Below are 21882 nucleotides of genomic sequence, written 5' to 3' on the forward strand. Positions count from 1 at the left end.
GGATTCTTTAAAAGAAGCAGTAATAAATTCTAATATCGAAACGGTGGTCCGGTCTGCCATCGTCCTTGTATTGAATGAATACATGGAAAGGGAAAGAGATGACTACCTACAAGCATCTTCTTATGAACGATCTACTGATCGTTTGGATTATCGGAATGGATACTACGAACGAGATTTTACAATGAGTATTGGAAAACTCAAGCTGAAGGTTCCACGCACACGCAATGGAGATTTTTCACCTTCCGTATTTGAAAAATATGCACGGTGTGACCAGGCCTTTGTCATTTCTATGATGGAGATGGTGATTAATGGTGTTTCTACCCGGAAAGTTACTCATATTGTGGAACAGCTTTGTGGAGAGGCAGTTTCAAAATCATTCGTTTCTTCACTGACTCAAAAATTAGATCCCATCATTAATGATTGGGCCAAGAGACCTTTGAACGGAACTTATTTTCCATATATATTTGTAGATGCCATGTATATAAAGGTTCGTGAACACCACCGTGTCGTTTCAAAAGCCGTCTACATTGCGACAGCTCTCTCAGAGAAAAATAATCGTGAGATTCTAGGTCTGATGGTCGATCACGCGGAGAGCTATGAGAGCTGGAGTAGGTTTCTTCAACAACTGAAATCCCGCGGTCTTCAATCTCCTAAGCTTGTGGTCTCGGATGCCCACAAAGGTCTACAAAAAGCCATTCTACGCGAGTTTATTGGAACCAGTTGGCAGAGGTGTAATGTACACTTCAAACGAAATATTTTCAAGCAACTCCCAAAGAAAGATTCTAAAGAAATTAGAACCATGATTAAGAGAGTGTTTGAAGCGGTCAAAATTGAGGATATGAGAAACTTTAAAGAAGAACTGATGAGTCAGTTTAGCGAGAATACAAAATATGAAAAAGCGTTGGCCGTCTTGGATGAAGGTTTTGAAGATACCATTCAGTACATGGATCACCCTGAAGAAATTCGACCACATATTCGCAGTACTAATTGTCTGGAACGCTTAAATCAAGAGGTGCGAAGAAGAGAAAAAGTCATAAGAATATTCCCTAACACTCAGTCAGCCTTCCGATTGGTCGGAGCAGTATTATTTCATTATCAACAAACCAATTATTCAAAAAGAAAATCCTTTTAAAAAGCCCTAACATTTTTGAATGAAACTTCCCATTCAAATGGTTTCATAGCCAGGGCAGGCTGTCAAAGTGAAGAGCCTTTGACAGCCTGCCCTGGCTATGAAGGAATAAATTATGGAAGTTTCGCAAAAAAATGTGGAATCTAATAGCTATATCCAATTAACAGTTGAAAAAGACAAGTAAGGAATTTACACAATATTAAGGACTTGACTAAAAAACAAGTTAGGAATTTACACAATATATAGGACTTGACTGTGATAATTGGTAAAAGACGCATAAAACGAAAAAATGACGCAATAATGGCCGAAAACGACGCAAAAAATAAAAAAATGACGCAATAACAGCTGGAAACGACGCATAAAAATAAAAAACGACGCAAAAATGATGAATCTCAATACTTCTACATCTATAAATTTAAGAAAATATTAGTATTTACTTCTAAAAACATAGATTAGCTAATAACAAGAGACAGCTTAAGGTGAAAATAGCACATTTATTAGTCCTTTTTGCAGATGCATTTTCATTTTTTTATAAAAAATAGTCTTCTTAAGATAAGCAAGTGAGCTTTTGATTATATTGCATTAAAACTTTACAATCTAAACCGTTTGCGTCCAAAGACTGCGCAATAAGTAAATAGTATCCTCTAAATTCCCACTGCCTATCTGACCCCATATAACCAACACCACAACGTATCTTAAGCCACACTCCCTAAACCCACACCATCACATGCTCAAAATTGCTATCCACTAACTCTCTAAAGTATTATTTACATAAGAGTATATACAAGGAGAGAAGAACATGACGACAATTTATGATTTCACCGTAAAAAGATCGAATGGATCTGTGACGTCTCTGGAGGAGTACCAGGGGAAAGTGATGCTTATCGTGAACACAGCCAGTAAGTGTGGCTTTACGCCTCAATTTGAGGAGCTGCAGGGCCTGTACGAAGAGTATAAGGAAGAAGGACTTGTTGTACTTGGGTTTCCATGTGATCAGTTCATGAACCAGGAATTTGATGATCAGAATGAAATCATGGAGTTCTGTCAGGTGAACTACGGTGTATCTTTTCCGATGTTTGCAAAAGTCGATGTGAAGGGGAAGGAAGCTCATCCTCTGTTCACGTTTTTAACGAAAGAGAAAAAGGGTGTCCTTCTTTCGAACATTAAGTGGAACTTCACTAAATTTTTAGTTGGGAAAAATGGAGAGGTAGTTGATCGCTATTCCCCGCAAACAAATCCCCGTAGAATTGAGGACGATATTAAAAGGTTACTTCAAGCAGAATAGGGGAAGAGGATAGGAAGGGCTTCATCCTTCCTCTTCTCCCTACATTTTATCCTGAAGTAATTTCAGTAAAAGAAACGGTGCTTTTTCTGTTGTGACATTGATGAACGTATGGATGATGGGATAATCTTCATTGGTCCGGTTTTTTAACAGCTCCACCCACCATTCTGTTTCGTATCGGGCAATCATGCTTAGGTTGTATAGTATGGCATAATGGATGAGTACTTCAGGTATAGTAGTGGCTTCATTCCGTATACCAGGCAGGGCTAATTTGTTTTTATTCAAGTGCCATCTAACGGGAAGTTGCTCTTGAACAAGTAGTGATTGTAACGTATTGTCCGAAATCCAAGTGAAGTTTTCTGTTAGCTTTTCATTCAGATATTGTTTGAACAAACGTTCTGACATATGAAAATGAGAAAGTAGTGACTCATCAATCATCAGCTCATGTTGGTGATTAAACCAGAACATCGTTTTCTTTTTGAGCAATATTTGAAATGCTCCATCAAGTTCAGGAATTTGCACGAGTAAATCTTCCATCTTGTATTTTTCCCCCACGATATGTTTCACGTGAAACAAGAGGTTGGAAAAGTGTGAAAACAAACCATTTTTCTGTACCTTTACTTCATCTTGTAAAAAGCGGTACTGCTGCTTTTTTCTTTTCCTGGATGTAATCCCATGGGCCAGGACCGTAGTCGTTTCTGGATATAAGGGGTCCTCAGTTAAAACAATGGCTTTAATAAAGTGAATAAATCCATAGAAGAGCAAAATGGGCTTGAGAGATATAGGAGATTGCATAGCTTGTCTGTAGTAAAGTTCTCCTTGCTCCAAGTAGTACATGAATGGATAACAGTTATCATAGCTTTTCATTTCAGCATGAGAAGCCCCTAAATTTTCATAACATTTTTTTAGAAACTTCTGGGAGTATTCTGCAGACTGAAAATAGTGAATGAAGTCCCATTGTTGATGTATTTCGTTCAAATGATCACCTTCTAATTATTCTGAAAAATTAAATTAATCCTATTCTTCTTGACAGTATTTTAACCAATTGATAACCTACTAATAATATTTTGGGACTAGGGAGGCCGAAAACATGTGGGATTCTAAATTTGCTAAAGAAGGTTTAACGTTTGATGATGTCTTATTATTACCAGCCAAATCAGAGGTATTACCAAAGGATGTAAACATCTCTGTTGAGTTAACAGATTCAATTAAGTTGAATGTTCCTGTGATCAGTGCAGGGATGGATACTGTAACAGAAGCTGAAATGGCAATAGCAATGGCTCGAACAGGTGGACTGGGTATCATCCACAAGAATATGAGTATTGAACAGCAGGCTGAGCAGGTAGATAAAGTAAAACGTTCCGAAAGTGGAGTTATCTCGGATCCATTCTTTTTAACTCCGGATCATCAAGTTTTTTCTGCAGAACACTTGATGGGCAAATATAGAATTTCCGGTGTTCCGATTGTGAACAACGAACAAGAGCAGAAGCTTGTCGGGATTTTAACGAATCGTGATCTTCGTTTCATCCAGGATTACTCCATTCAAATCTCGGATGTCATGACGAAGGAAAATCTCGTGACAGCTCCTGTTGGGACTACCCTAGAAGAAGCGGAAAAAATTCTTCAGCAGTATAAAATTGAGAAGCTTCCTCTGATTGATCAAGAAGGTACACTTAAGGGCTTGATTACGATTAAAGATATCGAAAAAGTAATTGAATTCCCTAACTCGGCTAAAGATGATCAAGGACGCTTATTAGTTGGAGCAGCTGTCGGTATTTCGAAAGATACGCTGACTCGTGTTGAACATTTAGTGAAAGCACATGTGGATGTCATTGTAATCGATACGGCTCATGGTCATTCAGCAGGAGTTCTTTCTATTGTTCGTGAAATCCGCGAAGCTTATCCAACGTTAAATATCGTAGCCGGTAATGTGGCAACGGCTGATGCGACACGTGAATTAATTGAAGCGGGTGCTGATGTTGTCAAGGTGGGGATTGGACCTGGTTCAATCTGTACGACCCGTGTTGTTGCAGGTGTAGGTGTTCCACAAATTACCGCTGTATATGATTGTGCAACGGAAGCAAGGAAGCACGGAAAGAGCATCATCGCCGATGGTGGCATCAAGTATTCAGGTGATATCGTTAAAGCATTGGCAGCTGGTGGACATGCTGTTATGTTAGGAAGCTTGCTTGCGGGTACATCTGAAAGCCCTGGAGAAACGGAAATCTTCCAGGGACGTCGCTTCAAAGTATATAGAGGAATGGGATCCGTCAGCTCCATGGAAAAAGGATCGAAAGACCGCTATTTCCAGGAAGAAGCGAAAAAGTTTGTTCCAGAAGGCATTGAAGGACGCATTCCTTACAAAGGACCTTTAGCTGATACACTGTATCAGTTAGTCGGAGGCTTACGTTCAGGCATGGGATACTGTGGAACGAAGGATTTATATGAGTTGAGAGAACAGGCACAGTTTATTAAAATGACGGGTGCCGGACTTCGTGAAAGTCATCCTCATGATGTGCAAATCACGAAAGAAGCACCAAATTATTCATTATAAGAAAATAATTCCAAATGCTGATCAGATACTCCTGATCAGCATTTTTTTATTTAGATTAAAAGGATATTTACCGCCTTTTATCAGAGGTCGCAAGTCCCTTGACCCATGCCGAAACTAGTCATATTCTCTGTCTATTCTTACCTTTCGAACTATGATAAAATAACGAAGGTGTACATAAAATCTTGGAGGGCTAATAGTGAAAAGAAGTTGGATTCAAAAATCTTTTGTTTGTATGATGGTTTTAATGATGGCAATGGGTATTGTAGAGAGACCTGCAAATGCTCAAGGAGACTTGGACGTTAACGCAAAAGCTGCGATTCTAGTAGAAGCAAGCACTGGAAAAATTCTTTATGAAAAGAACTCAGAAAATGCTCAAGGCATTGCGAGTATGACGAAAATGATGACAGAGTACTTGTTACTGGAAGCTGTGGCAGAAGGTAAGGTGAAATGGGACCAGAAGTATACGGTACCTGCGAACATTTCTCAAATGTCTCATAATACTGGTCTTAGTAATGTTAGCCTTGAAGTAGAAGGTACTTATACCATTAAAGAGCTGTATGAAGCAATGGCGATCTATTCAGCTAATGCAGCGACAATAGCCATTACAGAAACGATTGCCGGCACAGAAGCGAACTTCGTTAAAATGATGAATGCAAAGGCTAAAGAACTCGGCTTGGAAAAATATAAATTTGTAAATTCAACAGGTTTAAACAATAAAGACTTGGCACCTTACGCAGATAAGGTGGTTGGTGGTCCGGAAGAAGAAAATGTGATGTCTGCCAAGGACGTTGCAACACTTGCGTATCGCTTGCTGCATGATTACCCGGAGGTACTTGAGACTTCCAGTATTGCTAAGAAAGTATTTGCAGAAGGAACGGGTGACCCCACTCAGATGGATAACTGGAACTGGATGTTACCTGGATTGATCCGTGAGTACGAAGGTATGGACGGTTTAAAAACCGGTACCACAGATTTTGCAGGAGCTAACTTCACCGGTACAGCAGAAAGAGACGGAATGAGATTCATTACCGTGGTAATGGATGTTGATGTCCCGGCAGGTGAAAACTCCTACGATGCCCGCTTTAGTGAAACAAGAAAAATGATGGATTATGCATTCAACAATTATACAATAGAGGAAGTACTCCCTGCAGACTATCAAGTGAAAGGTCAAAAGACACTTCCAGTTGATAAAGGGAAGGAAAAAGAAGTTCAAATTAAAACGGATGCCCCGTTAAGCATGGTGATTAAAAACGGCGAAGAAGATCAATACAAACCGAAATTTGTGTTGGATAAGAAAAAGCTGAACGATGAAAGTGAACTGACTGCTCCGGTTAAAAAAGGAGAAAAAGTTGGGTATGTCACGTTAGAATCAAAGGATAAGAAAGATTTAGGGTACCTTACAGATAAAGGCACAAATGCATCGAAAGCATCTGTAGTAGCTGTAGATGGTGTTGAAAAAGCAAACTGGTTTGTTCTTTCAATGAGAGCGGTAGGGGGTTTCTTCGGGGACATCTGGAACTCGGTTACATCAACGGTTAAAGGCTGGTTCTAATAAGCCCTTAGGTAAATGATTAAATCAGCACCAAGACTTTTATTTCAGGACAAGTCTTGGTGTTTTTTTATAGGTAGAGTGATAAAGAGGTATCTTAGGAAGAGCGCCTTGTGGAATTCCCAAGAAATTCTTGTCGGGCCTGACCAAGCCGCTTCCGCTTTTCGAGATGTCCAGCTCCAGGGCTTAGAGGCTCGAGGTCATAAGCCAAACATGCCAAAAAGGCAAAGAACGCCTTTCCGGCATGTTCGTCTTATGCTTGTCGCCTCTGGGCAAAGCCCTTCCGCTTTTCGTCTCTTGACATAAGTCTTTTTTTATTGTTTATTTAGCAGTAGGGTTACATAATCATTCCGATTGTTTTAGTCACGTTTTCTTCCTTTTTTGGGTGTAAATGGGACAGGCATGGGATAAATATAAGGGGGATATAGATATGAATACTGGTACAGATCGTGTTAAAAGAGGTATGGCTGAAATGCAAAAAGGCGGCGTTATTATGGACGTTGTCAATGCAGAGCAGGCAAAAATTGCTGAAGCTGCGGGTGCAGTGGCAGTAATGGCTTTAGAACGAGTTCCAGCAGACATCCGTGCTGCAGGTGGGGTAGCAAGAATGGCAGATCCCCGTATTATTGAAGAAGTTATGGGCGCTGTGTCGATTCCAGTAATGGCAAAGGCTCGTATCGGTCATATTGTAGAGGCAAGAGTCCTTGAATCAATGGGTGTTGATTATCTTGATGAGAGTGAAGTATTGACGCCAGCTGATGAAGAGTACCATTTAAATAAAAGAGATTTCACTGTTCCATTCGTATGTGGGTGCCGTGATTTAGGTGAAGCTGCCCGCCGTATTGGTGAAGGTGCGTCTATGTTACGTACAAAAGGTGAGCCGGGAACAGGTAACATCGTTGAAGCGGTTCGTCATATGCGTAAAGTAAATGCCCAGGTTCGCAAGCTTGTAAGCATGAATAAAGATGAAATCATGACGGAAGCTAAACTTTTGGGAGCTCCATATGAATTATTGTTAGAAATTAAAGAAAACGGACGTTTACCTGTTGTAAACTTTGCTGCAGGCGGAATTGCAACACCAGCCGATGCGGCTCTTATGATGGAATTAGGGGCTGACGGAGTATTCGTAGGTTCTGGTATCTTCAAATCAGAAAACCCTGAGAAATTTGCAAAAGCGATCGTAGAAGCGACAACTCACTATCAAGATTACAAGTTGATCGCAGAGCTTTCTAAAGAGCTTGGTGTAGCAATGAAGGGAGTAGAAATTTCTTCTATTTTACCTGAAAACCGTATGCAAGATCGTGGATGGTAAGGTGTGATTCTATGTTGAACATCGGTATATTAGGACTTCAAGGTGCTGTCAGGGAGCATGTTCGTTCAATCGAAGCTTCTGGTGCCAAGGCAGTCGTCATTAAGCGTGTGGAGCAGCTGGAAGAGATTCAAGGGCTGATCATGCCAGGTGGGGAAAGTACAACTATGAGAAGGCTGATCGATCGATATGACTTTATGGAGCCGTTAAGACAATTTGCGGCAGCCGGGAAGCCGATCTTTGGAACATGTGCAGGATTGATCCTCTTAGCGAAGCACATTGTCGGATACGACGAACCTCACCTTGGTGTGATGGACGTAACAGTGGAACGTAATTCCTTTGGGCGTCAGAAAGAAAGTTTTGAAGCGAATCTTTCGATTGCTCATATTGGAGAAGGATTCAATGCCGTCTTCATCCGTGCTCCCCATATCGTGGAGGCGGGAGAAGATGTTGAAATCCTGGCTAAGCATAATGAACGGATTGTTCTTGCACGCCACGGGCAATTCCTCGGTTGCTCTTTCCATCCTGAATTAACGGACGATCACCGCTTGACGTCTTTCTTCGTTGAGATGGTGAAAGAAAGCATGGAAAAAACAATCGCATAATTCTATTGCAAAATGGAAAACATTGTAGTAGATTATGAAATAACCAATAAACATTTAAATCGTTGATAGGAAATAGTAGTAAAGAAGGCTTGCTTAAGAGAGTCGGTGGCTGGTGAGAATCGACGCAAGAGCTTTATGAATCCATCCTAGAGTGAAGTACTGAATGAAGTAGGTATTTTCGGTGATTCCGTTACCATCTCTTAAGAGGAAGGTGCTTAGCGTCTTCAACTAGGGTGGCAACGCGGAAACCTCCGTCCCTTTTACCAGGGATGGGGGTTTTTTATTTTTTTATAAAAAAGGAGAGAATCTCATGTTAGACATTAAGTATTTACGTAATAATCTGGAAGATGTGAAAGCCCGTCTACAGCACCGCGGTGAGAACCTGGAGGATTTCGATAAATTCGAAGAGCTTGATAAGAGAAGAAGAGAGCTGCTTGTGGAAAGTGAAGAATTAAAGAGCAAGCGAAATGACGTATCCCAGCAGATTGCAGAGCTGAAGAAAGAGAAAAAGGATGCGGAGGACCTGATTGTTGAAATGCGTGAAGTTGGGGCCATGGTGAAAAAACTGGATGATGAACTACGAGGAATTGAAGAGGAGTTAGAACGTATCCTGCTTTCCATTCCTAACATTCCACATGAAACGGTACCGGTTGGTGAAACCGAGGATGATAACGTAGAGGCCCGCAAATGGGGAGAGATTCGTGAGTTTAATTTCGAGGCACAGCCTCACTGGGACATTGCAACAGGCCTTGGGATCCTGGATTTCGAACGTGCCGCCAAAGTGACCGGAAGCCGTTTTGTTTTCTATAAAGGGTTAGGGGCCAGACTTGAAAGAGCCCTGATTAACTTCATGATGGATCTCCACATGGATGAGCATGGGTATACAGAAATGATCCCTCCATTCCTCGTGAATAGAGCGAGTATGACGGGAACAGGTCAACTTCCTAAGTTCGAAGAGGATGCGTTTAGAATCGAAAGTGAGGATTACTTCCTGGTTCCTACAGCAGAAGTGCCTGTAACGAACTATCACCGTGATGAAATCATGAAGGGTGAAGAGTTACCCGTAAGCTATGTGGCGTACAGTGCCAACTTCCGTTCTGAAGCTGGATCTGCCGGTCGTGATACACGTGGTCTAATCCGTCAGCATCAATTCAACAAAGTTGAGCTGGTTCGCTTTGTGAAACCTGAAGACTCTTATGATGAGCTTGAGAAGCTGACTGGCCATGCTGAAAAAGTTCTTCAGTTACTGGGCTTACCATACCGTGTGTTATCTATGTGTACAGCGGATTTAGGTTTCACCGCTGCCAAGAAATATGACATTGAAGTCTGGATTCCAAGCTACGGAACATACCGTGAGATTTCTTCTTGCAGTAACTTTGAAGGCTTCCAGGCAAGACGTGCGAACATTCGTTTCAGAAGAGAAGCTAAAGGAAAACCTGAACATGTGCATACGCTGAATGGATCTGGCTTAGCAATCGGACGTACGGTTGCCGCTATCTTAGAAAACTACCAGCAAGAAGATGGATCTGTAATCGTTCCCGAAGCTCTTCGTCCTTATATGGGTGGAGCGGAAGTCATTAAATAACATCAGCTAACTGGACGACATTGAAAAGGTGCCTCACGAATTCAGCGCGGGGCACCTTTTTAATTTTTTAAGAAATATGCTTGACTCCGTTTGTACACCATGTTATTATAATTCTTGTCGATACGGAGGAATACCCAAGTCCGGCTGAAGGGATCGGTCTTGAAAACCGACAGGGGTGTAACAGCCCGCGGGGGTTCGAATCCCCCTTCCTCCTCCATTGATTTTTTTATAACCATAGCGCATAAACATTGGAGATAGAATTCGTTACATATTATATGTAACGAATTTTTTTGCTTTATACATATGACCATTGTCTCAAGGAGAATTTACTTAAGGTTTTCGATATCCTCCCTTAAGTGAGAATCCGAAGTATGTCCAAGTACGCCTATTCCTATAATATGTCTCCGTGCTTCTTCGTCACCAAGCTTATAGATCATAGAATAGATGTTTTTCATCGATTGATCATATTGATCGTCCTCTGGTGAATTGTGATATTGGCGGAAAGGAACCTGAGCCCGTCTCATAGTCGACATGTCATCATCATAGTTATCGTTGAACAACATTTTCAGTTCGTTTACTTCTGTCGGAGTAGCAAATATGCGAAAGCTTGGACTGGCATTTTGATTCGGGTCTTGAAGGATATCCCCGCTGCTTATATCTACAAAATAAGTTCGTTTCGATTCCATGATTATTCCAACTCCTTATATTTCTGTTTGTTTGTACATATACCTCGTTTCGAATGGAAATAAACGGATGGATGGTTTTCAAAAACTTTATAGATAAAAAAAGACTACTCCTGCCGCAAAGCACAGAGTAGTCTTTTACATATATTTAACTCTTTAACATTCTCGTCTGTTCAATGAAATATCCGATTCTTTCAACGATCGGTTCGATTGAGTTTTGATCGTTCACGAGATCGTATTCGCTGATGTCCAGTCTGAGTACTGGACAAGCATTAAAGGAATTTATCCAGTTTTCATAACGCTCGTGCATTTCTTCCCAGTAGGCAACAGGTGTTTGTTGTTCCATAGGGCGGCCGCGCTCACGGATACGATCAACGACGTTATCAATGGACCCTTCCAGGTAAATCAGAAGATCAGGGTGTGGGAAGTATGGTGTCATGACCATAGCATCGAAAAGACTTGTATACGTTTCATAATCGATTTCGCTCATATTCCCTTTTTCATAATGCATGCGGGCAAAGATGCCTGTATCTTCATAGATGGAACGATCTTGAATGAAACCGCCGCCGTATTCAAAGATTTTCTTTTGTTCTTTGAAGCGTTCCGCTAAGAAGTATACTTGAAGGTGGAAGCTCCAGCTCTTAAAGTCCTGATAAAATTTATCGAGATACGGATTGGTATCAACTTTTTCAAATGACGTTCGGAAGCCGAGTGCGCCCGCCAAGCCGTTTGTCATGGTGGATTTCCCGACACCGACTGTTCCGGCAATGGTGATCACGGCATTGTTCGGGATCCCGTATTTAGTGCGAAGATTCATGATAGTGAACTCCTTTTTTTAGTGTAGTCTCTAACTGTGTAAGAATGTGTTCCAGGTCCTCTTTATTTTGAACGAAGTCTACGTGGTCGCCATTGTAGCGAAGAACAGGAATGTCCGGGTGAGTTTTTTCAAATGTATTCATATATTCTTCATAGTCCAGTGATAGCTGCTTAAGGTAAAGAGGGCTGATTTTCTTTTCGAAGTCTCTTCCTCTTTTTTCAATACGCTTTAATAGCGTATCGAGGCTTGCGTTTAAGTAGATCACGACATTTGGCCTCGGCATATCCGACGTTAGGATGTCATAGATATTAAGATACTTTTTGAACTGTTGTTCATCTTTCAATGTTCGTTTAGCAAAGATGATGTTTTTAAGAATATGATAATCTGCTACGACAGATTTGTTCTGAGATAAGTAGTGTTTTTCGATATCTTCTAATTGTTTATATCGATTGCATAAGAAAAACATCTCTGTTTGAAAGCTCCACTCTTCAATGTCATCATAAAATTTGTCTAAGAACGGGTTTTCATCCACGATTTCTTTCAGTAGGTGAAAATGGAAATGCTCTGAAATCGCTTTTGCCAGAGAGGTTTTTCCTATTCCAATCGGGCCTTCAACGGTAATGAAAGGAATGCGCCCCATTAATTGTCCTCCTCATATTACGGCAATCTTTTCTCTTATAAAAATGTAAAAATAAAAAATTACGACAGGAATTATTGTAACACAATATATGGATGGTTTGTTCAGGTTATTTCCCGGGTTCAGAAAATACGCTACGTTCACTATATCGACTTTAAACCTTCGACTCTTAAGGGGAAGCAAATAAAAAGCTGATGGATAGGTGTTTATAGATTTACCTATCCATCAGCTTCTATTTATTATCTTTTTACGACATTGAAATTGTCAGAAAGTAACAGCCAGTTTTGCGGGAATGGAAGACCCAGTTTCCAGTAGCTCATCCCTCTTAGTTTCAGCTCTTTCATGAGGTCGAATTTTGCCTGGATGCTCCGTGCATCTTCAAACCATACTTCATGATCTTTTCCGGTGCTTGCATCTCGGTATTTAAAGAAAGGGGCCTGTGCTTTTTGATCATACTGAATCGGTACGTTATTGTCCGCGGCTATCTTGATTGCCTGTTGAGGACTGATGGCTTTCGCAGTACTCCCCTGTACAAATGGAAGGGTCCAGTCATATCCATATAAATTCTGCCCCATGAGAATCTTGGATGGAGGCATTTCTGAAATGGCGTATTCAAGCACATCACGAACAGGTACGATAGGGGAGACGGCCATGGCGGGACCTCCACTATATCCCCACTCATAGGTCATGATCACGACAAAATCGACAATTTCACCGTGAGCTTTATAATCATGGGCTTCATACCATTTGCCTTTTTGGTCGGCACTGGTCTTTGGAGCCAATGCGGTTGAAAGCAGCCACCCTTCTTGATTAAAACGTTGTTTTGCTTTTCGTAAAAATTGGTTGTATGCTTCTTTGTCCTGTGGACGTAAATATTCAAAGTCGAAGTGAATGTCTCTGAACCCATATTTTTTGGCTGTTTGTACAACATTATTAAGGAATTTATCTTGGATCGCCTGGTTGGTCAGCAGGATTCGTCCAAGTTCATCGCTAAATGTTCCTTCCTCTTGGTTGGTGATGGCCATCATCATGACATTTTTATTGTCTTTTCCTGTTTGAATCAGATTTCCGAGAGGCGGTTCTTGCAGGGTGCCGTCACGTTTCGCTTGAAAACTGAATGGAGCCAGATAGGTAAGATAAGGTGCTGCTTCCTTGGCACTATCTTCAAGGTTTTGGGCCACTTCTTTTCCGTAAGGCTCTACATATGCGTTAAACTCCGCTTTTCCTTTAGGCTTCTGTGGAACGTATAAACGAAACCCCACCTGTAAAGGATGATTGGGAGATATTCCGTTCACTCTTGCCAATTCCTGATAGGGGACTCCTGTCTTCTGACTGATCGCCCAAAGGCTATCTCCAGGTTGAACAAAATAAAAGCTTCCTATAATAGGGATGACCAGTGATTGGCCGACCACCAGGTTATCAGGATTTGGCAGTTCATTGGCATCTACTATATCCTTAACTGTTGATCCATACGCTTGGGCGATACCAAATAATGATTGGTTCGGTTGGACAACATGAATTTGCATACACAGACCCTCCTATATTTCATTCACTATAATCAACTTATGAAATAGAAGGGCTGGATATGTTTTGATGAACAAATTTATACTATCTCACCAGTGGAATCAATCTTCGCTTTTAATACATTTTTCATCATCGTCAACGCATAGTGATTATCTTCATCACTGACAGATGCGATGGCGTCACGGGGCACAATAAGGTTAAACTCTCTCATATAGGCATCGTTTGCTGTAAAGAGTACACAGATGTTTCCGGCGATACCCGTGATGATAAGATTTTTCACAGACAAATGGTGCAAAAGTGTATTTAACGCCGTGCCATAAAAAGCGGAATGCTTTGGTTTAATAAGAAAAAAGTCTTTATCCGTCGGTTGGAGTGGAGTCATGATACAATCGCTCACATCATTATGACATTTCTGGTAAATCTCTTTGTAATCTGCTTTCCATAGCTCATAATGGTCATTAATATAAATGACAGGATGCTCATGTTTGGTACAATAGTGACGTAATGTGTTTATAGGTTCAACAATGTTGAGGGTATGGCGAGCCAGTATGTTTCCATGCTCAAAGTCGAACGGATTCATGATGTCGATAACAAGAAGAGCTGTTTGGTTAGGTATCATATTGTATGCCCCTTTCTCTTATAGTTTGGGGTGAATGGGGATATTTTATAAAGGATCGAGAAATAAATTTGTGGGAGTACATAATGGATATAAGAGAAGAACGATTTATGTTGGAAGCATTAAAGGAAGCAGAAAAAGCGGCAGCGATTCAAGAAGTTCCGATCGGAGCCGTCATTGTCATGGGGGAAGAAATCATTGCCAGCGCTCATAATCTGAGAGAAACGAGTCAAAATGCCATCACCCATGCCGAGACATTAGCCATTCAAGAGGCATGTAAGAAGCTTGGCACATGGCGGCTTGAAGGGGCGGAGCTTTATGTCACCCTTGAACCGTGTCCGATGTGCAGTGGAGCCATCATTTTATCCAGGATTGAGAAAGTCATTTTTGGGGCAAAAGATCCTAAAGCGGGTTGTGCGGGAACGTTAATGAATCTACTGGAAGATGATCGATTTAATCACCAATGTGAAGTAGTGCCTGGAGTACTTTCAGAAGAGTGCGGTGGAATCCTTTCCCGTTTTTTTAAAGATTTGCGAGAGCGGAAGAAGCTCGAGAAGAAGAATAGGATTTCTGGTATGTAAATAACTTACAGTATCCCATCATTGCTTTTTACCGTAAATCCTAGTATACTTAATTTTGCGTCGCACTAATGGCGCAACTAAATATGGTATCAATTTTGCCGTGCTAGGTGGGGAGGTAGCGGTGCCCTGTACTCGCAATCCGCTCTAGCGAGACCGAATTCCTTTCCGAGGCTTGCACTCTGTAGGGCTGCCTCAAGTAAGTGGTGTTGACGCCTGGGTCCTGCGCAATGGGAATCCATGAACCATGTCAGGTCCGGAAGGAAGCAGCATTAAGTGGAAGCTCCCATGTGCCGCAGGGTTGCCTGGGCCGAGCTAACTGCTTGAGTAACGCCTATGGATGCTTGTCGACGAAAGGTGCACGGCAGTTTAAATTATATACAACAACTCATCCTTCATAGGGTGAGTTTTTTGTTTGTAAAAAAGATTTATCGACAAAAGGGTTCCAACCTAAATTGATCTCCGGTTTTCTTTGTAAAAGGGATTTAGATTACGTTATAATAGATACTATAGTACATAAATAAGAGGGGGGAGTATTTTGGCATATCAAGCTTTATATCGTGTGTGGCGTCCTCAGTCATTTATTGATGTAGTTGGACAGCAGCATGTAACGAAAACGTTGCAAAATGCCCTCCTTCATCAGAAGATTTCACATGCCTATTTATTCTCGGGACCAAGGGGAACAGGGAAAACGAGTGCAGCAAAGATCTTGGCGAAAGCAGTTAACTGTGAGCGGTCTCCTATAGCGGAACCTTGCAATGAGTGTGATGCATGCCAAGGGATTACCGATGGTTCGATTCCAGATGTCATCGAAATCGATGCCGCTTCCAATAACGGAGTGGAAGAGATCCGGGACATCCGGGATAAAGTCAAATATTCTCCCAATGTAGTCGAGTATAAAGTCTACATCATAGATGAAGTCCATATGCTGTCTATCGGAGCCTTTAATGCGTTACTGAAAACATTAGAGGAACCTCCTAAGCACGTCATCTTTATCCTTGCGACTACAGAGCCTCACAAGATTCCCCTTACGATCATCTCACGCTGTCAGCGCTTTGACTTCAAACGGATTACAGCCAGGGATATTGTGGGACGGATGAGTCATATTGCCACAGAATCAGGTGTGAACTTTGAAGAAAACGCCCTTACGATTATTGCACGGGCTGCTGAAGGCGGGATGCGTGATGCCCTTAGCCTTCTTGATCAGGCCATCTCCTTTAGTCAAGACCGGGTAACCGTAGACGATGCCTTGACTGTAACTGGCGCTGTTTCTCAAGGCTATTTAAATACATTGGCGAAAGCGATTCTGGAAAGAGATGTCACAAGTGGATTAAGTGCCTTGGAAGAATTGCTATTCCAAGGGAAGGACCCGGCAAGGTTCGCAGAGGACTTTATTCTTTATTTCCGGGATATGCTGTTATACCAGACGGCTCCAAATCTTGAAGAATCGCTGGAACGGGTCATGCTCGATGATGATTTTAAAGAACTGGCCGGTCAAACTCAGCCTCAGCAGATTTATCAATATATCGATGTCTTGAATCAGGCCGGTCAGGAAATGAAGTTCACGAATCATGCCCGCATCTACCTCGAGGTTTCCATTGTGAAGCTTTGTCAAATGGAAGCGCACGTATCTGCTTCTTCTCCGGAAGTGAGCGAGATGATGAAAAAGATCAAACTTCTTGAAAAAGAGGTCGAACAACTGAAGGCGAATGGTGTCAAGGTTCAAGCAGAGCCGGCTTCACAACCGGCGAAAAAGCCGATCCGGGCAAAGAAAGGCTTCCGGGCTCCTACCGGGAAGATTCAGGAAGTACTCCGAACGGCCACGAAAGAAGATCTTAATTTGATCAAGAGCCGCTGGGGAGATATGGTCGAAACATTAAACCAGCGTCAAATGCGTTCACAATCAGCATTGTTAAATGATGCTGAACCTGTAGCAGCTACAGACGGCTCATTTGTGTTAAAATTTAAATACGATATTCATTGTCAGATGGCGATGGAGAATCAGGCTTTCACTTCAGCGATTGCTTCCATACTTGAAGAGCTTACGGGAAACACCTATGCAGCGATTGGAATTCCTGAAGATCAGTGGATGTCCATAAGAGAGGACTTTATCCGAAACTCCAAAACAGAAGATGGCGAATCAACTGGCGAGGATCAAGGAGATGACTCCCTCTTGAAGGAAGCTGAAAAGCTTGTCGGTATGGATTTAATAGAACTAAACGATTGATTAACGTAAGATTTTAAAAATTTACTGGAGGTAATGAGATTATGCGTGGAAATGGTAATATGCAAAATATGATGAAGCAAATGCAAAAGATGCAAAAGAAAATGGCGGAAGCTCAAGAAGAACTAGGTGAAAAGCAAATCGAAGGAACGGCAGGCGGCGGAATGGTGACGGTTATCGTTTCCGGTCACAAACAAGTTCTTGATGTGAAGATCAACGAAGAAGCTGTTGATCCGGATGACGTAGAAATGCTACAAGATTTAGTCCTTGCAGCTACAAACGATGCACTGAAGAAAGCAGACGAATTAACGAACTCAACTATGGGTCAATTCACTAAAGGAATGAACCTACCGGGAATGTTCTAGGAGGCAATACGATGCATTATCCTGAGCCTATATCAAAGCTGATCGACAGCTTTATGAAACTGCCGGGAATCGGGCCGAAAACTGCGGCCCGACTGGCTTTTTTTGTTCTTAGCATGAAAGAAGATACTGTATTGGACTTTGCGAAAGCATTGGTCAATGCGAAACGTAATCTAAGTTACTGTTCTGTTTGCGGTCATATTACAGATCAGGATCCATGCTATATCTGTGAGGATCAAAGACGGGATCGCAGCATCATCTGTGTGGTTCAAGACCCTAAGGATGTCATTGCGATGGAGAAGATGAAAGAGTATAACGGACAATATCATGTGCTCCACGGTGCCATCTCCCCTATGGACGGGATTGGACCCGAGGACATTAATGTTCCGGATCTGATAAAGCGTCTTCACGGTGACGAGGTCCAGGAAGTCATCCTCGCTACCAACCCGAACATAGAAGGGGAAGCGACAGCGATGTACATTTCACGGCTGGTCAAACCATCCGGCATCCGAATCACAAGGATTGCCCATGGACTTCCTGTCGGTGGAGATCTTGAGTATGCAGATGAAGTAACGTTATCGAAAGCTCTCGAGGGAAGAAGAGACGTTTAACGAAGGAGAGGATACCTATGTTTTTCCGGAAAAAAGGAAAGCTGAAAAAAGAGTATGACCAATCCTTACTTCACGTTTTAGACGAAACCAAGGATCAGTGGAATCAGCAACGTTCCATCGATGAGATGAGTGTGGATTACAATCTGAACATCCACTGTCACTCGAAAATAGCAGAAGCTAAATATTTTTTTCTCTTTAGAGAAGCAAAACATAGAAAGATCGTCATAAAAAGGTAGACAACCCTCATATCCTTTCAATAAGAGACTATTTATGTTCTATGTTGAGAGGAGAGAAGGGTATGAGCCCAGTTATCGTCATTGCAGTGATCAGCGGACTGATTGTACTTCTACTTGCCACCGGCACACCAATCAAGCCACTTCGGTTTGTGGGACAAGTTGCCATGAAGGTCATGATCGGAGCACTATTTTTATTTTTCCTGAACGCCTTTGGCAGTCAGTACGGAATCCACGTTCCTATTAATCTGGCAACCTCATCTATTTCTGGAATATTAGGTATTCCGGGAGTGGTGGGATTGACCGTCATCCAGATGTGGATCCTATAACCATCCATACTATAGCAAGAAGAAAGGCAGTCGTAGCATCAGGTGGGATTTATTCTTACTTGGATCTTGGCTGCTTTTTTACATAGAAAGAGAACAGGGGGAAGAACAATGAAAATCGTCATTGCATCCGATTCCTTTAAAGGTTCCATGACAAGTACAGCAGCGGCTGAAGCAATTAAGAAAGGGATTCATCAGATTAATCCTTCATGTGAAACAGTCATCATCCCAATGGCTGATGGTGGTGAAGGCACGGTCGATGCCATGATGAGCATCATGAATGGGGAAACGCGATCGGCTCAAGTGAGAGATCCCCTGGGGCGTGAAATTTCAGCTGCTTTTGGCTGGATACCGGAAACAAAGACAGCCGTTATTGAAACGGCAGCTGCTTCCGGCCTTACTTTGTTAAAAGGAAGTGAGTTGAACCCGGAAGCAGCCTCTACATTCGGGACCGGTGAGCTTATAAAATCCGCTTTAGACCTAGGAGCAGAGCACATCATTCTTGGGTTGGGAGGTAGTGCAACCGTTGATGGAGGCGCGGGTTTTCTTCAGGCGTTAGGCATCCGTTTCTTCAATAAACAGGGTGAGGTGCTTGAAGCGGGAGGGAACATGCTTGGAGAAATCCAATCCATTGATTCTACTCAGTTTGATCAACGGCTTAAGCTAGTCAAGTGGACAGTCGCTTCCGATGTAACGAACCCTCTGTTAGGGAATAAAGGAGCTGTGACCGTATTTGGACCTCAAAAAGGTGTCATGCAAGAGAAATTTGCGGCCTTTGAAGGAGGGATGAGGCACTTTGCTGAAAAGGTAGTTGAACATACGGGACTGGATTGCAGGCATGATCAAGGAAGTGGAGCTGCCGGCGGGCTGGGCTTTTCCCTTCTATCCTTTTTTCAACCAGTATTTGAGAGTGGTTTTAATATAATGGCAACAGAGAGCGGTCTGGAGGATCACTTGAAAGACGCGGCACTTGTTTTGACTGGAGAAGGGCAGATCGATGGTCAATCCCTTTATGGAAAAGTACCTGTAGGCATCGGGAGAATAGCTGCAAAGTATGGAATTCCAGTGGCGGTGTTTGCAGGAAAAATAGAAGGTGACTTGGAACTTCTCCATGCTGAAGGTATAAAGTTACTTCTTCCGATTGTTAATGAACCTATGACATTAACGGAGGCCATGACAAACGGAAGTGCTTTGTTGGAAGAAGCGGCTGCAAGATTGATGAGGACATATGAGTTATTTGGGGAGACGGGAAACAAACCAGTTTAATTTAGTATAATTGTAGTGACCTTCCTTCCGGGATGAAGGAAGGTCACTTGCTGAGCTTCTACTATTCACTTAAAAACGATTTTGGCATCACCACCGCTATTACTTCACCCCGTGCACACAGTTTTCCTTCTGCAAACACCTCTGTTTCCACTCTGAATTTCTTAGGATGAACTTCATGAACTGTCCCCACCGCTTTTAACGGAACGTGATGAGGCGTGGGTTTCATAAAATCCACTTGTAAGGAAGCAGTGACAAATCGTGGAGGCTCTTGACCACCACCAATTACTCCACCGTTCTTTCCATGAAGAGCAATGGCTGCTGATCCAGTGCCGTGGCAATCGATTAAGGAAGCAATCAACCCGCCATAGACGAAGCCAGGCAAAGCAGTGTGTTCCGGTTTAGGTGTGTAAATCGTGACCGTGTGACCATCTTCCACTCCGGTACGAAAATGATGCCCATCCTTGTTGAGTCGGCCGCAGCCATAACACCACGCAAAGTCATCTGGGTAATCATCCTGAATGGCGTGAGTGACTTCGTTCATTATTATATTCTCCCTTCATCACAAACTCTTTCTCTAGTACTCTTCTATTATCGTTCTGAAATTCCTTTATTGATTTGATTTATGTGAAGTATTTTTACAAATATAAAGTTAAAAATGCTTTTCATTACTAGTTGGGGTTGGTATAATATGGTTAACCCCTCTCCTCCCTTCCTGTTTCATTTTCCAATTTAGCAAAAAATCTAGAAAGCTGGTGGTTTTAATAGTGAAAAGCAGACTAATTCAAGACAGTCCTCAAATGAGAGTCTGGTTACAGGAATTCAATCATCCGGATGAGCACCTCGAAATGCTGGAGAAATTCAAGATTGGCAGAGAATTCAATCTGAGATCTCGTGGTTTAATAGAGTACTACGGTATAGACCTCATAGATTATAAACGTGAACAAATGGCCAATAAAAAACGCAATGAATTCCTCACCGCATTTGCCCACTACATGACAGATCACCTAGAAGATGAGTGTCCACGCTCATGGAAAGAATGTCCACCATCCTTTTGGGAAGAACTGATCTTTGCTTATCTCCCTCATACCATGAAAGTCGTCCCCAAGAAAAACTACACAGAACAATTCCTCCTGCAGCTGAGAAAGTTTGTCCGGTGGCTCGACAAAAGAAACGATACAACGTTTCTGGAAGTAGTAGATCCCTACATTTCACAAGCTTCACCGACCTTAAAGAAATATGAAGCTCTATTCTCAGAGCTATTCTTAATTAATTATCCGGGGTTACATCTCCCAGACTGGGATTATATAAATGAAATAGAGCGCTTGGATAAAAGTATGGAAGAGTTTGATGAAACAACTTATGGAGTATTCGAAGTGACCAAGATCATGGGTGACGGCGTCGTTCTCCTAGACTTACATTCTCATTATTCGTATTTCACAAAAAGCATTCCCCATGAAAAAGTAGATCTGGAGATGATTATCACAGGGTGCTTTGGAAAAAAAGAGCATGCATTCTTATGGGATCTAGCTTTCATTGACGGCATCTATCCTAAAAGAGCGTTCAACTATATACAATTGTCGGAGTAACAATTGTGTAGACAGTACTTTTCCTAAGTCTAGGGAAGGTACTGTTTCTTTCTATACATTGTAGTAACCACTTTTTAAAAAAGAAAAATGGATGAAGCAGAAAATCCTTCTGAAATTAAATTGTAAAAGGTGAAAAATAGTATTGACTCTTTATAGTAGAAGATGCTATTATATTCCTTGTCGCCAAAACGACGCGAAAAACATATTTTAAAAAAAGCTTGACGCTTTATGACGAAAAATGTTATATTTAAGAGGTGCTCAAGAGAGCCCAACGCAATATTGAACCTTGAAAACTGAACAAAACAAGACAATACGTCAACGTTAATTCTAGATTTATTTTTAAAGAGCTATTCAAACTTTTATCGGAGAGTTTGATCCTGGCTCAGGACGAACGCTGGCGGCGTGC

The 21882-nt window shown here is 41.9% G+C and carries 22 protein-coding genes, 1 tRNA gene, 1 other RNA gene and 1 other annotated feature; of the genes, 17 read left to right on the forward strand and 7 right to left on the reverse strand.

From position 1 onward, the window contains the following. Both ACIFOD_RS16140 and ACIFOD_RS16145 read left to right on the forward strand, forming a co-directional pair. On the forward strand, positions 1-1132 hold a 1132-nt coding region (locus tag ACIFOD_RS16140), incomplete at its 5' end, for an IS256 family transposase (protein ID WP_430315483.1). 796 nt (positions 1133-1928) lie between these two features. Continuing rightward, positions 1929-2414, forward strand: coding sequence for a glutathione peroxidase (locus ACIFOD_RS16145; RefSeq protein WP_397554640.1), 486 nt, complete (start codon positions 1929-1931; stop codon positions 2412-2414). A gap of 39 nt (positions 2415-2453) precedes the next feature. Here the strand turns inward: ACIFOD_RS16145 and ACIFOD_RS16150 are convergent, their stop codons facing one another. Beyond that, a complete protein-coding gene (locus tag ACIFOD_RS16150) occupies positions 2454-3389 on the reverse strand; it encodes a YaaC family protein (protein WP_430315484.1) in 936 nt (311 codons plus the stop codon). Between the two features lie 112 nt (positions 3390-3501). Here ACIFOD_RS16150 and guaB point away from each other — a divergent pair, with 112 nt between their 5' ends. The 6 genes from guaB (at position 3502) to ACIFOD_RS16180 (ending at position 10230) form a co-directional block, all read left to right on the forward strand. Next, the gene (guaB, locus tag ACIFOD_RS16155) at positions 3502-4965 is read left to right on the forward strand and encodes an IMP dehydrogenase (RefSeq protein ID WP_397554642.1); all 1464 of its coding nucleotides are present in this window, start codon (positions 3502-3504) and stop codon (positions 4963-4965) included. A 196-nt stretch (positions 4966-5161) separates the two neighbouring features. Further along, positions 5162-6517, forward strand: a complete 1356-nt coding sequence (locus ACIFOD_RS16160) for a D-alanyl-D-alanine carboxypeptidase family protein (RefSeq protein WP_430315485.1) — start codon at positions 5162-5164, stop codon at positions 6515-6517. Positions 6518-6944: 427 nt separating this feature from the next. After that, complete coding sequence (pdxS, locus tag ACIFOD_RS16165) at positions 6945-7826, forward strand: pyridoxal 5'-phosphate synthase lyase subunit PdxS (RefSeq protein WP_430315486.1); 882 nt, start codon at positions 6945-6947, stop codon at positions 7824-7826. A gap of 11 nt (positions 7827-7837) precedes the next feature. After that, positions 7838-8428, forward strand: coding sequence for a pyridoxal 5'-phosphate synthase glutaminase subunit PdxT (pdxT, locus tag ACIFOD_RS16170; protein WP_430315487.1), 591 nt, complete (start codon positions 7838-7840; stop codon positions 8426-8428). Positions 8429-8481: 53 nt separating this feature from the next. After that, positions 8482-8690: a binding site (T-box leader), on the forward strand. 48 nt (positions 8691-8738) lie between these two features. Continuing rightward, positions 8739-10013 (forward strand): serine--tRNA ligase, encoded by a 1275-nt coding sequence (gene serS / locus ACIFOD_RS16175; protein WP_430315488.1) that lies wholly within the window; start codon positions 8739-8741, stop codon positions 10011-10013. Between the two features lie 124 nt (positions 10014-10137). Further along, positions 10138-10230: transfer RNA gene (locus tag ACIFOD_RS16180), tRNA-Ser, on the forward strand. Between the two features lie 109 nt (positions 10231-10339). On the opposite strand, the gene ACIFOD_RS16185 is transcribed toward ACIFOD_RS16180, so the two are convergent. From ACIFOD_RS16185 to ACIFOD_RS16205, 5 genes are all read right to left on the reverse strand, one after another. Continuing rightward, the gene (locus tag ACIFOD_RS16185) at positions 10340-10699 is read right to left on the reverse strand and encodes a hydrolase (RefSeq protein WP_430315489.1); all 360 of its coding nucleotides are present in this window, start codon (positions 10697-10699) and stop codon (positions 10340-10342) included. Positions 10700-10844: 145 nt separating this feature from the next. Beyond that, complete coding sequence (locus ACIFOD_RS16190) at positions 10845-11513, reverse strand: deoxynucleoside kinase (RefSeq protein WP_113971522.1); 669 nt, start codon at positions 11511-11513, stop codon at positions 10845-10847. After that, a complete protein-coding gene (locus ACIFOD_RS16195) occupies positions 11497-12153 on the reverse strand; it encodes a deoxynucleoside kinase (protein ID WP_430315490.1) in 657 nt (218 codons plus the stop codon). Before ACIFOD_RS16195 ends, ACIFOD_RS16190 begins: the two co-directional genes overlap by 17 nt. 236 nt (positions 12154-12389) lie before the next feature. Further along, entirely contained in the window at positions 12390-13676 is a 1287-nt protein-coding gene (locus tag ACIFOD_RS16200; RefSeq protein ID WP_430315491.1) for a glycoside hydrolase family 18 protein, read from the reverse strand. Positions 13677-13753: 77 nt separating this feature from the next. Next, positions 13754-14293: an isochorismatase family cysteine hydrolase gene (locus ACIFOD_RS16205; RefSeq protein ID WP_430315492.1), complete on the reverse strand. Its 540-nt coding sequence runs from the start codon at positions 14291-14293 to the stop codon at positions 13754-13756. Positions 14294-14376: 83 nt separating this feature from the next. Here ACIFOD_RS16205 and tadA point away from each other — a divergent pair, with 83 nt between their 5' ends. The 8 genes from tadA to ACIFOD_RS16245 all read left to right on the forward strand — a co-directional run bounded on the left by tadA (position 14377) and on the right by ACIFOD_RS16245 (position 19890). Then, the gene (gene tadA, locus ACIFOD_RS16210) at positions 14377-14871 is read left to right on the forward strand and encodes a tRNA adenosine(34) deaminase TadA (RefSeq protein WP_430315493.1); all 495 of its coding nucleotides are present in this window, start codon (positions 14377-14379) and stop codon (positions 14869-14871) included. A 98-nt stretch (positions 14872-14969) separates the two neighbouring features. Further along, an RNA gene (gene ffs, locus ACIFOD_RS16215) (signal recognition particle sRNA large type) lies at positions 14970-15233 on the forward strand. A gap of 173 nt (positions 15234-15406) precedes the next feature. Then, positions 15407-17095 (forward strand): DNA polymerase III subunit gamma/tau, encoded by a 1689-nt coding sequence (gene dnaX / locus ACIFOD_RS16220; RefSeq protein ID WP_430315494.1) that lies wholly within the window; start codon positions 15407-15409, stop codon positions 17093-17095. Positions 17096-17136: 41 nt separating this feature from the next. Next, positions 17137-17457: a YbaB/EbfC family nucleoid-associated protein gene (locus ACIFOD_RS16225; RefSeq protein ID WP_113971517.1), complete on the forward strand. Its 321-nt coding sequence runs from the start codon at positions 17137-17139 to the stop codon at positions 17455-17457. A gap of 11 nt (positions 17458-17468) precedes the next feature. Then, positions 17469-18065, forward strand: coding sequence for a recombination mediator RecR (gene recR, locus ACIFOD_RS16230; RefSeq protein WP_044340678.1), 597 nt, complete (start codon positions 17469-17471; stop codon positions 18063-18065). Between the two features lie 17 nt (positions 18066-18082). Continuing rightward, on the forward strand, positions 18083-18301 hold the full coding sequence (locus ACIFOD_RS16235) for a YaaL family protein (protein ID WP_113971516.1): 219 nt from the start codon (positions 18083-18085) through the stop codon (positions 18299-18301). 62 nt (positions 18302-18363) lie between these two features. Next, the gene (locus tag ACIFOD_RS16240) at positions 18364-18627 is read left to right on the forward strand and encodes a pro-sigmaK processing inhibitor BofA family protein (protein WP_044340676.1); all 264 of its coding nucleotides are present in this window, start codon (positions 18364-18366) and stop codon (positions 18625-18627) included. A 108-nt stretch (positions 18628-18735) separates the two neighbouring features. Further along, positions 18736-19890 carry a glycerate kinase gene (locus ACIFOD_RS16245; RefSeq protein WP_430315495.1) on the forward strand — a complete coding sequence of 385 codons (1155 nt, stop codon included), beginning with the start codon at positions 18736-18738 and terminating at the stop codon, positions 19888-19890. A gap of 61 nt (positions 19891-19951) precedes the next feature. Here the strand turns inward: ACIFOD_RS16245 and ACIFOD_RS16250 are convergent, their stop codons facing one another. Beyond that, the gene (locus ACIFOD_RS16250) at positions 19952-20431 is read right to left on the reverse strand and encodes a PaaI family thioesterase (protein WP_430315496.1); all 480 of its coding nucleotides are present in this window, start codon (positions 20429-20431) and stop codon (positions 19952-19954) included. 223 nt (positions 20432-20654) lie between these two features. Here ACIFOD_RS16250 and ACIFOD_RS16255 point away from each other — a divergent pair, with 223 nt between their 5' ends. Further along, positions 20655-21476 (forward strand): hypothetical protein, encoded by an 822-nt coding sequence (locus ACIFOD_RS16255; protein ID WP_430315497.1) that lies wholly within the window; start codon positions 20655-20657, stop codon positions 21474-21476. Positions 21477-21882: the final 406 nt, after the last annotated feature.

It is taken from the genome of Rossellomorea sp. NRS-1567 (assembly GCF_050467885.1).
GTDB lineage: Bacteria > Bacillota > Bacilli > Bacillales > Bacillaceae_B > Rossellomorea > Rossellomorea aquimaris_C.